Origin of the sequence: Pedobacter aquae, assembly GCF_008195825.1 — a bacterium.
GTDB lineage: Bacteria > Bacteroidota > Bacteroidia > Sphingobacteriales > Sphingobacteriaceae > Pseudopedobacter > Pseudopedobacter aquae.
Genome location: NZ_CP043329.1, coordinates 1,963,374 through 1,975,833 on the forward strand (window position 1 = coordinate 1,963,374; position 12,460 = coordinate 1,975,833).

The 12,460-nt window shown below is 34.0% G+C and carries 8 protein-coding genes; all 8 read right to left on the reverse strand.

The features are described from left to right. Positions 1 to 3 precede the first annotated feature (3 nt). Entirely contained in the window at positions 4 to 1,434 is a 1,431-nt protein-coding gene (locus FYC62_RS08615; RefSeq protein WP_149074662.1) for a hypothetical protein, read from the reverse strand. 25 nt (positions 1,435 to 1,459) lie between these two features. Further along, complete coding sequence (locus tag FYC62_RS08620; protein ID WP_205943698.1) at positions 1,460 to 2,551, reverse strand: endo-1,4-beta-xylanase; 1,092 nt, start codon at positions 2,549 to 2,551, stop codon at positions 1,460 to 1,462. Between the two features lie 221 nt (positions 2,552 to 2,772). Further along, on the reverse strand, positions 2,773 to 4,026 hold the full coding sequence (locus FYC62_RS08625) for a hypothetical protein (protein ID WP_149074664.1): 1,254 nt from the start codon (positions 4,024 to 4,026) through the stop codon (positions 2,773 to 2,775). A 52-nt stretch (positions 4,027 to 4,078) separates the two neighbouring features. Next, positions 4,079 to 5,737, reverse strand: coding sequence for a hypothetical protein (locus FYC62_RS08630; protein WP_149074665.1), 1,659 nt, complete (start codon positions 5,735 to 5,737; stop codon positions 4,079 to 4,081). 38 nt (positions 5,738 to 5,775) lie between these two features. Beyond that, positions 5,776 to 7,596, reverse strand: coding sequence for a glycoside hydrolase family 2 protein (locus tag FYC62_RS08635; protein WP_149074666.1), 1,821 nt, complete (start codon positions 7,594 to 7,596; stop codon positions 5,776 to 5,778). A gap of 137 nt (positions 7,597 to 7,733) precedes the next feature. Continuing rightward, positions 7,734 to 9,407 (reverse strand): RagB/SusD family nutrient uptake outer membrane protein, encoded by a 1,674-nt coding sequence (locus FYC62_RS08640; protein ID WP_149074667.1) that lies wholly within the window; start codon positions 9,405 to 9,407, stop codon positions 7,734 to 7,736. 10 nt (positions 9,408 to 9,417) lie between these two features. Next, a complete protein-coding gene (locus tag FYC62_RS08645) occupies positions 9,418 to 12,069 on the reverse strand; it encodes a SusC/RagA family TonB-linked outer membrane protein (RefSeq protein WP_149074668.1) in 2,652 nt (883 codons plus the stop codon). After that, the gene (locus FYC62_RS08650) at positions 12,018 to 12,452 is read right to left on the reverse strand and encodes a carboxypeptidase-like regulatory domain-containing protein (protein WP_149074669.1); all 435 of its coding nucleotides are present in this window, start codon (positions 12,450 to 12,452) and stop codon (positions 12,018 to 12,020) included. The genes FYC62_RS08645 and FYC62_RS08650 overlap by 52 nt, the downstream gene beginning before the upstream one ends. Between the last annotated feature and the right edge of the window lie 8 nt (positions 12,453 to 12,460).

Here is a 12,460-nt window from a genome sequence, read left to right on the forward strand (position 1 = left end):
TTTTTAAATATCCTTCTTAGGATTATCATAAAACTTGATAAGATTATACACGTTATCGTTCATGATTTTCATTTGCTTTAATAATGGTTGATACCTATTAAAGTCTGAGTCTACAATCCCTTTATTGGAATCTCTATTAGAATAGTCTACCTTTAAATTATTTGGATCATTATCTTGATAAGTAAACCAATGCCAGCCAACGCAATTTTTACTTTTAATAAGCTCATTCACAAAATTCTGATAGAAATAGCCTCTATCTAACTGCGTTTTAACTATCCAACCTGCACCAGTGGTATTTTTTAAGCCAGAATCTTCTCCTTTAGTATACCATTCTGTAATTAAAAAAGGTTTACCGCTCCATTTACCCCAGTTTTGTAATTGAAGAGAATCTGGCTCCCACATTCTGTAATGGTTAATAGAAATAATATCCATATACTTACCAGCAACCTTAAAAATTTCCGGATTGGTTAATTCCTGACGATTTTGCTGATTGAATCTACAACCTAAGTACATGTGGTTAGGATCATATTTTTTAATAGCTTTTGTAACCTTTTGCATGTAGGTCTCAAAATAATAGCCTGAGAATGCTAATCTATCCTCTTCTGTAATATCTTCTATACCAGCAGTTTTACCCTTACGTTTATTTAACCAGTTACTTGCCGCTATATATCCAGCCTCGTCTTTGGCTAATTGTGTTAAGTGAATATCTAATGCATCAGTTTTCCAAGGAAGTTCATTATCGGTATAATAACCTAAGAGATATTTATCTTCTTTATATTTTACAATTTCTTTAATTGCTTTTTCAACGTGAACATCAAACTCAGAATCAAAAACCATTGCTAAATCAAAACGATAGTTTTGCCAGCCTGCTACTTTATATTTACCACCAAAACGCTTAATATGTTCTTCTCTATAATTCCCCATTGGACTAATTATAATAGTGTAAACCAGGGGTTGCTTAGCTGCTCTTAATAAATCTACCGCAGACCAGCTTCCGGCTCCATTAAAGCCATAGCTTCTTAACATAGCAACCTCTTCTTCTCTCCAGCGCTCTTCTGTTTGGTATTTCTGTTTTAACATTTCTTTTTGATGGTCTGATGAGCCTGGCCTAAAAACAGCTACTGCTTTATGTATAAAAGGGTAACCCTCTGGATCAATAATCCACCAACGACCATCAATTTGCTTGGTTGTAAAAAAACCACTTGCTTGGACCTGATTTACTTTCCAACTACCATATTGGTTTAAGATTGGCTCTTTTTTAAATTTAAAATTTGGAATCTTGTCTAGTGTTTTTGCCTTAAATTGCAACCAGACACTATCTTCTTTAGACTTTTTAACGTCTACCAAGTGGTAATTAACAGGATTTTGTGCCCATAAATGGGTTAAGAAAATTAGACATAAAATGCCTATTAATGATAATTTGTATTTCATCATTTTATATAATTAGATATAGTTTTTATTATTTTAAACCAGCTAGGAAACCAAAGTAAGCAGGCTTTTTAGCATATGATTCATCAAAAAGTAATGGATATTCTTTAAAGCCATTTGCACTTTCTTTAAGCCAAGTGTATTTATCAGTTATTCCCCACGTTGTGATAGCAAATTTTTGATTGGCAGGTATAGCATTATAAAGTTTAACGATGTTTTTATAAACCTCTGCTTGTTTTTGTTTATCAGCATCTGTTAATACATAGGTACTTACATTATTAGTATTTACTTTAATATCTATTTCAGAAATATGTATTAATAAGCCGGTACTTACTAAATCGGCAAATCCGTTACTTATTTGAGTTTGGTTTGTAGAAATACGATAATGAAATTGGTCTCCTAAACCATGAATTGGTACTCCGCTTTCCTTAAATCTTACGGCCATTTCCTTCATGGCTCTTCGTTTTCCGGCGGCCAACACTACGCTATAATCGTTATAAAATAATTTAGCAGCCGGATCTGCCTCGTTAGCATACTTAAAACATCTACCTACAAAAGCGATTGGATCTTTAAATTTTCCTTGTATTTGAGATTCTACTCTTAATGAACCATTATCATTAAAAATCTCATTGGCTACATCCCAGCTTTTGATTTTCCCTTTATATCTTCCAACAACAGTTTGAATAAAAGTTTTCACTTTATTTTCGAAAGTAACTGTATCATAATTAGCATTTTTAAACCATTCTGGAAAAGATTTATACCACAACAAAGTATGGCCATGTACATCCATATTGTTTTGTTGAGCATAATTTACCAGATAATCGCAATCAGCAAAAAAGTAAGTGTTTTCTGCTGTCCAAATGAAATTCATTTTCATCTCATACTCTGCAGAAAGCTGATTAAACTCTCCTTTAAAAGTATTGTTATAAGCGCTTTCTCCTTTAATCAAATCTGATTTTACAGCTGCACCAAATTTAAAATTAGCTACATCTTTAATTTTTTCTGTTGATGTAGGAGGTGTAACTACTGGAGGCTCAACTACAATAGGTTTCTCTACTGTATTTTTCTTACACGCTGTTGTTGCCAACATTAGGAAAGAGATGTATAAAAGTACTTTTCTCATAATCATTTAATTTATCATACTAAGCAACAGAGTTGGTATTAGTAATTGGTTTTAAATTGGTTTATAATGGTTTTACCATTTTTTCTATTACAAATTTCTATTTTAGAATTGGGGTTAAAGGGTGTCTTTTTTCCTTAATTAAGGGCTTAAACGTACTTTAAAATGTTAATCATTAGTTTTAATTAGTTTACGCTCTTCCGGAGCTTTCATTAAACGCTCATCTAAAGCAGAGTAACTGAATTTTTCAATAAATTTCCACGTTTATCAAATACTAGCATGTGTGTAGTTTGAGGCGAAATAGCAGATTGATAGTTTTTAGCTAAACCAGCTGCTATATTTATACTCACATGTTTATTTGTTTTTTTCCTATTAAATTGTAAATGATATTCAAATGCTTTCTGCTTACTTTTATTAAGTAACATTACTGTCATTCCTTCTTTATCTCCCATAGGAATAACTACTATTTCTTTCTGGCTTTCTTGATGTGGTAAGTAATAAGCTCGCTTGTAACGAGACAATAACCAAGTATGGTAATAATTAGACCTTTTTAAATATTGATTATTTAAAAAATCAAACATACTCAGGTCTGTTCCTTCTCTATCTGCACCTCCTTCTAAAATACTCCAAGGGCAAATGGTAAAAGCTTGCTCTCGCATGCCTAAATCGTATAATTCGGCAAACATTTGTCCATTATAAAAAGTATAAGGCTGATAATCTTCTTCTAACTTCTTATCTACCAACCAATGCGAATTAAACTCTGTAATAGCCCAAGTTAAATGATGCTTTTTTGCTCTATTTTTATTTAGAACATAGAGCTTCTGCTTTAAATCTTTTACATCAGTTTCAAACCTGCTGATATCTTTAAATTTGTAATGATGAAACGAAACTACATCTAAATAATAATAGTCTTTACCTGATATTTTACCAGTTAAATCTAAATCGCCACCAAGCAGCCTGTTATGATAATCAGGAGTGAAAGAAGCAGCATCAAACCCAATAATTTTTACATTGGCATCGTATCTTTTTATTTGCTCGCTAATTTTTGTAAAATAATCATACACTTCTTCTGGTTTTGCAAACTGATTTTTGTGATCAGGTTCATTACCGATACTCCAAAACTTAACTCCCTTTTTGTTTTCTCCATTGATATAAGTAATGGCTTTAAAAGCTAGGTCGTTATTTTTAAATTGACGCGGCATTTGCAAAATAGGTTCTGCACCTACAGATCTTACATAATCAATTAACTTTATAGCTTCTTTATTGATAAAACCTGCATTTTCATACCCATTACCCCCAATTCTTATGGTTTGATACTGAACATCTTTTACAAACTCTTGAACCTTAAAAATTCCACTTCTTTCCCATGCATTTTGTCCGAATAGATAATTGCTAATCTTGATTTTCTTAGGATAAACAGATTGTGCAAACAAATGCCCTCCGAAAAATATATACAGAAAAAAAAGTAAGCATCTCATATTTATTGCATTAAAACAAAGCGGAGAATATGATTATCTCCGCTTTGTATATTTATTTAATAATCTTCTTACTGATGTTTCCTGTTGCAGTTTTTAAGGTTACTACGAGTACATTTTTAGCATTTACAGGTATCGTAAAAGAATTATTCCCTTTAGAAAGCTTAAGAGAGGTTTCTTTAATTTTTCTTCCTGTTAAATCTGTTATGATAAGATCAGCATTGGTAAAATGAGCTGAATGAATAATGACTTCTAATTCGTCTGAATTTTGCCTACTAAAGACTTTCAAATCAGCTATCTCTAAACCAGATTGAACAGCGATTATATCAGATAGGCTAAAAGATCCGTTAAAATCAATTTGCTTTAATTGATAGTAGTTTGTTCCTATTACTGGATTTTCATCTGTAAAACTGTAAGTAATTTTGTTATTAGAGTTTCCATTTCCATCTATAGCTTTGATTTTTTCAAACTTTTTACCATCGCTAGAACGCATAATATCAAAATATGAATTATTACGTTCAGAAGAAGTTACCCAACTCAGCTGAATGCCACTTTCTACTTTTTTTCCTTGAAAAGAAACTAAACTAACAGGTAAGGTTGCTGTACCTATGGCACTACTTCCCTGTGGCGCCATGGTAACACTTCTAAATACTGTGCCAGCAGGCGCTGTTGCTAAAGTTGTTACAGCTGTTGTTGCTGTAGGCGCAGCAGGAGCTCCGGTTGGTGTTAGGTAGGTATCCTTAAAAGTAATTAATCTAGAAGAACCTGTTCCGGTACCATCATTACCCCAAGTAGTGAGATACAAAGTAATTTCTGTATTGGCCCCTACTACATTTAACACTCCGGTAATACTTTTAACTAAATCAGTATTTGGACTTGAGCTTATATTAGTTCCAAAAGAAATCCAATCTGTATTAGTAGAGTTGGTATAGTATCTTCTTATGGTACCCGTTGCATCATCAACAGCATACATCAACCTTCTTGTGCCTAGCTGAAACTCAATTACCTGATTTATAGTTACACCACTACCTAAGCCTGCTCTTGTTATAAAAGTTGTAGATGTTGTTGGCAATGGAGATGCATAAGCTAAAGTAGAGAATGTGCCAATTGGAGCTATTAAGCTATTATTTATAATACTTAAAGTTCTAGGAGCATTTTGATTTACACTTATTCTTGTTGAGCTGGTTGATCCTAAAGTAGTGTATTGAACACCGTTAGTAAAGCCATTAGCCCAGATATTTGTACCATCAATCACTGCGGAACGCGGTGCTCCTAAACCTGTTGTGGGGTCGCTTGAAAGTGTAGTTGTAGTATTTAAACTTCCATCTGCTGCTATTACACCTACCACTAAACCGTCTGCGGCATTTGGTGCTGTAGAACCTACTGCGGCATTATAGCCAAAAATTGTAATGTATTTACCATCTTGAGACAAAGTAGATGCACCCTCTTCTTGATATTTACCAGTTGCTGCTAGCTTTAATAGACCTGTTAAACCTTTGTTTACTCCATTAGTTACTGTTGGTACTGCTCTAGTTTTAACTAAATTTCCGGATGTATTATACTCATCTAAAAAAACTGGCACTAATTCTCCGTTGGTATAAGTAGCACCATTACCGTAGCGGTACACTACCAAATTACCGGATGTAAAACCTTGGGAAAAAGCAATACTCCCTGCTAGTAACATAGCACCAATTAAAAGTAATTTTTTCTTCATGTTGTAATAATTTAAGTTTATAAGGGTTAGAAAAAGGACTATTTGTATAGTCCTTTTATAGTTTCATAAAAATTATAAAGCGTATAAAACGCTTTCTTCTTTTTACCCGTTTCTGAAATAAGCCCTTTACGGTTCCAGAAATTCTGATAAATAGGATGAGGTCTTCTAGGCGATCTAAAATCAACTAAAATCCAAGGCGTCATTCCTCTTAAAGCATCAATCTTTTTAAGAATTTTAAACTGATTTTCATAAAGAGCTTCTTGATACTCTTCAGAGAATTTAGTTTCAGCATCTGCATGGAAACCACCCAAAGCATCTCCGCCAAATTCTGATATAACCACAGGTTTATCGTATTTTATATCAAAATAGTATTTGGTAATTTCCTTAGGTGTACCACCCCAATACCAACCTGCGTACTCATTAAAACTTACTAAATCTAGCTTTGCTCCTAAAACATCATCAATAATAACACGGTTACCATCACGATGTAATTCTAATGCGGCAGCCACTAATCTGGTATTATCATTATTTCTGGCAACATCTACCAAATTCCCCATAAATTTGTGTCTTGGGTTACTTAAAGGTGTTTCATTACCAACAGACCAGATGATAACACTTGCTCTATTTTTATCACGTGTTATTAAATCTGTTAATTGTCCTTTTGCATTAGCATAGGTATCAGGATTTTCCCACTCTATTGTCCAATAAACTGGCACTTCTGCCCATACCATTAGCCCCATCTCATCTGCAAGACGTAGCATTTCTTCATTATGAGGATAATGAGCAAGTCTTACAAAATTACAGTTGAGTTCTTTAGCCCAATTCAGTAACATCCTTAAATCACCGGTAGAACGCGGGCGACCTGCAACCATTGGATTTTCATCATGTATAGAAATACCTCTTAAAAAAACAGATTTACCATTAAGTAAAATATCTTTACCAGAGGTTTGTATGGTTCTAAAACCAATTTTATCTGCTACGGTATCCGTATTAGCTATAATTTTTACTTGATATAACTTAGGGCTCTCTGGAGACCAGTATTGCAATTTTTTTATAGGAATTTTTATGGCCGCATAACCATTGTTATTGGTTTGGACATTGATATTAAGTTTAGCTTCAGGTATTTGGATATTAAGTTTTTGACTCTTATTACTTCCTTTTAACTGAACAAAACCCTCTAACTCTTGCGCATTATTTTTAGCTAACTGTATCTTATAATCATGTATATAAGTATCAGGCAATTCTGCTAAATAAACATCGCGAGTTATACCGCCATAATTCCACCAATCTGTATTAATAGTAGGTACTTCTTCTTTTCTTCGGGTATTATCTACTTTTAAAACAACAGAATTTTCGCCTGATTTTAGCAAGTCCGTAACATCAAAATGAAAAGGCGTAAAGCCACCTTTATGAATACCTAATTTTTTACCGTTTAAATAAACATGTGCTTCATAGTTTACGGCAGCGAAATAGAGTAAATACTTTTTACCATTTATTGGCTTAGCACTAAATAAACGACGATACCATACCGTACCTTCGTAAAAAGCAAGTTTTTCTGCTTGCGAATTCCAATCAGCAGGTACATTTAAAGTGGGCTCATAATCAAAATTATATTCTATCAACTCTGATTTATCAACCTCTGTTTTATCATCATAATAACCACCAGTTTTACTGTTAGATTCATCAAAAGGCTTTCTTCTATAGTCATAAAAACCATTCTCATAAGGGTCTAAAACGTAATTCCATCGACCGTTTAAACTTATTTTTTTTCTTGAAGATATGTTTTGTATTAGCCCATCTTGAGCCTTGATAGGCTGCACTAAACATAAAACACATAAAATGGCGAGTAACTTTCTCATATAATTTGTTAAAGAATAACTTGATAAGGTTTACTTATGCAAGGTTTGATAATAAATTGCTATTTAATTAAGTAGTTAGGCTAGATGCACTGCACCTAACCTTTACTACTTTAAGAATGAACATTAACCAATTAATACTAATTTGTCCATCCGGGATTTTGAACTAATGCAGGTTGCCTATTGATATCTACTAAAGGGAAAGGAAATAAATAATTTTTGCTGGTGAAAATCCTGTTTTCTACGATAAACCTTTCATAAGTAAAAGAACCGTTTGCTTGTCTGGTGATACGCATACCACTTACTGGCTTGTTAAATTCTGTTTCGCCTTTTTTCCATCTTCTTACATCATAAAAACGGTGACCTTCAAAACATAGCTCAACACGTCTTTCGTTATGTATCAAATCTCTCATCTGTTCTTTTGATAAAGTTGGAGAACCTGCTACTAAAAGAGGTAAATTAACACCTGGTCTTCTTCTAACTTGGTTTAAATAAGTATATACACCAGCTACAGGGCCCTGTGCCTCATTTAAAGCTTCAGCATAGTTTAGCAGAACCTCTGCATAACGTAAAATAACCCAAGGTCTTCTCACATTACTGTTAGATGCTTGATTCCAGGTAGCCGCTTCGCTTAAGAATTTGCGCATATAATAACCTGTCTTTGTAGCATTTACATTTCTATTTAAACCATCTCTACCATCAACAAAAGTTTCAACTGCTCTGCCTTTAAATACTCTGCCATTGTAATTGATATTAAGATCTAGCCTTGGATCTCTTCCTGTATAGGGGCTGTTAGGATTATAACCAGATGTAGGGTCTGTAAGAGGCTTACCGTTTGCCATACCAAAAGCATCAACCATTTCTTGCGTAGGGTTTGTTCTTCCACTTGCCCCATCAAAACTGATTGGCGCATTAAAGGTTTCTATATCATTACGGTTGGTGGCTTGAGTAGCAAAGATTACTTCATTGTTGTATTGCGCTTGATTATAATTAAAAATAGATACATAGCTAGCTTGAAGGCTATGTCTATTTAAATCTATTAATGCTTTTGCAGCATCTGCAGCAGCTTGCCATTTTGCTAAATCATTATTAGGATTATTGAGAGGGCTTGCCGCATACAATAGCATTCTTGCTTTTAATGCCATCGCTGCGGTCTTAGTTGCTCTTCCACGATTAGCAGCACTCCAAGACTGTGTCCATTCTGGTAATTTAACCATAGCAGAATCACAGTCTTTAATAATTTGATCAACACATTCTTGAAATGTGTTCTTTGGCTGGTCTAAATCTTCTAACCTATCGAAAACACGAGTAGCTAAGATGACACCTCCGTATCTTTTCACCAAATCAAAATGAAACATGGCTCTTAAAAAAAGAGCTTCTCCTTTTAAACGTGTTTTATCTGCCTGCTCTGTTAAACCATCAACTGGTATAATCACAGCTCTATCTACATTTTCTAAAAAAAGATTTACCCTTCTTAAACCTGTATAAAGTGTTGAGTATTGTTCATCAACGGTTCTAACGGGGCTCCAAGTACCATTATTAAAGATATTAATGGAAGAACCTACGTTAGAATTAACAGCCTCGTCACTACCAGAAGCTAATAAAGCACCATTTCCATCAATATTATAACCATCTTGAAGAGATAAATACGCAGTATTTAAAACTCCCCTAGCATAAGCATCATTAGCCCAAACTTGATCTCCGGTTATAGCACCATCTGTAGTGGTACCATCTTGTAAAAAGCTTTCTTTACAACCAGTTGCTACTGTAGCAGCTAGCATGATATATATTATATTTTTAAATGTCTTGTTCATCTGCTTACAATTAAAATTTAAGATTTAAGCCTAGCGAATAGGTTCTTAGGTAGGGATATGATGAGTTATAACCTGCTTCTGGTATTTCAGCATCAATAGGTAAATCTAAATCATCAAACGTAAGTAGATTAAAACCACTTACATAAACCCTCATAGAGGATAACTTCAACTTTTTAAGTACTTGAGGAGAAATAGTATAACCTATTTCTGCATGCTTTAACTTAATAAAATCACCAGAACGTAACCAAAAAGTAGAATTTTGAACATTATTACCTCTATTCGCAAGGGTTAATCTTGGATAAGCTGCAGTAGCGGATGTTTCTGGTGTCCATCTATCAACACTAAACTGATTGATGTAACCTGTATTATTTGAACCAGCGTTTACTAAATCATTTATTTGGATTGTTCTGCCTCCAACACCTTGAAAAAGGGCTGAAAAATCGAAGTTCTTATAGTTGATAGAAGTTCCGAAACCAAAATAAGAAGTTGGAATATTGGTATAATCTGTAGTAACAAAGTCAAGATTATCTATTACTTTATCATTATTCATATCGCGGTAGCGGATATCACCTGGCTTAACCAATGCAGAAAAACGCTGTACAGGTGCTGCATCTATTTCTGCTTGAGATTGAAAAAGCCCTTCTGCTATAAGAAAACTCTTGGTAACAGAGCCTCCAACATCAACACCACCAATAGGCTTACCAATATTTCTTTGATAGGATGGTATGTTAGCAGGTTCGTTTAAAGCATCTGCCTGGCTTTTCACATAAGTATAATTACCAAATAGCCCAACAGTTACTTTATTAAAAGTTTTGCGGATGTTGATTGTTCCTTCTACACCTTTAAAGCTTGCTTCACCTTCATTAACTGCAACCAAATTTTGGCCAATAATTCTAGGTAGTAAATCAGTAGTGAGTAGTTTTTCTCTATTTTCTTGAAAATAGTCTGCGCTAATAGAAACTACTTGTTTAAACATGTAGGCATCAAAACCTAGACTTGCTTTTTTAGCTCTTTCCCAAGTTAATAATGGGTTTCCTAACTCTTGCTCGTAAGTAGAAGGCACATTAGAGTAACCGGTTCCAAAGAAAGTTTGAGTACCACCTCTTGAAAAATAATTTCTATAAGCAAATTTTCTTGATGTACTTAAAGCATCATTACCTACAATGCCGTATGAACCTCTCAGTTTAAAATAATCTAAAGCTTTGAAAGTTTTAAGAAAGTTTTCCTCTGTAACTATCCATCCGGCTGAAATAGCTGGAAACCATCCTGCCCTATTGCCAGGCAAGAAATTTTCAGAACTGCCATAGGTAGCAATAAAATCAGCAAAATACTTTTGTTTATAGTTATATGATAATCTATTAGCTAATTGCTCTGTCTTATTATCTAAACGCCCAGGCGCTGCACTAACGGCTCTTTGGAAACGAGTACTAAAATTAACATTGTGTTTACCAAAACCCCTGATATAATCAAACCCTCCCCAGAACTCATTAGCTCTTATATTACTATTAAAAACTGAGTTTGAGTATGCAATTGGGGATTGATTTCCGAAACGCGTATACGAACCATCATTTTCTAATTGATAAACTTCATATGATTCATCAAACCCAGATTGATACAAGCCAGTAACATCATAGGTATAAAAAACATTTGCCGATAACCCTTCTGTGATAAAGTTTAATTTTTGTTTAACATTTAAGGTGGCTAATAAAGTACGATATAAGTCTGTTCTGTTTCCTCTAGCTTGTATCATTCCTAGTGGATTATTTCTAAAAAGTGCACTTCCACCGTAAGTACCATCGGCATTATAAATAGGAAATGCATTAGAAGGAGTTCCGAAAACAGCCGATAAAAAACCGCCGTTCCCATCTCTAGGGTAACGTAAATCATTAACTCTACCACCAACATCCAAGGCAACATCTAAACTTTTGTTCACACGGATGTCTAGATTAGTTCTAAAATTGTACCTTTTAAAATTAGTATTTGCATTGTAACTGATATTTTCTCCGCCACCATATAAGCCATCCTGATTAAAGAAGCTTACATGAGTAAAGTATTTAGCAAAAGAATTCCCACCGCTTACAGTAGCTACATAACGTTGTACAGGAGCAGATTTTTTGATAAACAAATTCGGAAAATTAACATTTGGATATTTGAAAGGATCTGTTCCATCACGATAAGCGTCTAAAACAGTTTGATTATATTGAGGAGTATTACCATCATTTACTTGAGCTTCATTAAATAAAGTAGCATAATTAAATGAATTTAAAGGACTGATTAAATTTACCGGGGTTTGCAAACCTCCTTGAACATCAAAAGTTACTTTTGTTTTACTAGCACTTCCTCTTTTTGTAGTTACATAAATAACACCATTAGCAGCATTCATACCATACCAAGCCAAAGAAGCTGCATCTTTTAAAACGCTTATTCCTTCAATCTCATTCAAATCCATATCAACAAAATCCCTAGCTACACCATCAACCAATACCAGAGGTGCTTGCGAGCTGTTAAAAGAAGACCTTCCTCTGATTAAAAATGTAGCATCATCTGTACCTGGTCTTGTGCCTGTCTGTTGAATATGTAATCCCGATAATCTGCCTGCTAAAACGTTATTTAGGGTTGATGATGGAAGTTGAGGTAAAGCATCGCCTTTAATTGTATTAATGGTTGCTGTAACTTCTCTTTTTTCCTAACTCCGAAAGGTATAAATACGTCATCATCATCACTAGCATCTATTAAACTACGATTTAGTATTACCTGAGCATCTTGTAACTCTACTGCAGATTTTCTTAAGGTATTAAAGCCAGGTTTAGTAAAAATAATTTGATTAGTTGCGTCTGTCTCTAAAGAAAATGCGCCATTATCATCAGACATCACACCTGTTGTTTTCTCTTGGATAATGATGCTAACACCACTTATAGGATTGTTTTTAGAATCTTTTATCTTACCAGATATGGTAATTTTTTCTTCTTTATTTTGAGCAAAGTTGCTAAAAGCAGCCCCCAGCAATAGAAGAAGAGAAATGATATGTTTATATTTTGATTTCATCTTATTTA

Excerpts from the sequence above, each read along its gene's own strand:
- FYC62_RS08615 (WP_149074662.1), bottom strand. The coding sequence starts at position 1,434 with ATGATGAAATACAAATTATCATTAATAGGCATTTTATGTCTAATTTTC.
- FYC62_RS08625 (WP_149074664.1), bottom strand. The coding sequence starts at position 4,026 with ATGAGATGCTTACTTTTTTTTCTGTATATATTTTTCGGAGGGCATTTG.
- FYC62_RS08650 (WP_149074669.1), bottom strand. The coding sequence starts at position 12,452 with ATGAAATCAAAATATAAACATATCATTTCTCTTCTTCTATTGCTGGGG.
- FYC62_RS08635 (WP_149074666.1), bottom strand. The coding sequence starts at position 7,596 with ATGAGAAAGTTACTCGCCATTTTATGTGTTTTATGTTTAGTGCAGCCT.
- FYC62_RS08630 (WP_149074665.1), bottom strand. The coding sequence starts at position 5,737 with ATGAAGAAAAAATTACTTTTAATTGGTGCTATGTTACTAGCAGGGAGT.
- FYC62_RS08620 (WP_205943698.1), bottom strand. The coding sequence starts at position 2,551 with ATGAGAAAAGTACTTTTATACATCTCTTTCCTAATGTTGGCAACAACA.
- FYC62_RS08640 (WP_149074667.1), bottom strand. The coding sequence starts at position 9,407 with ATGAACAAGACATTTAAAAATATAATATATATCATGCTAGCTGCTACA.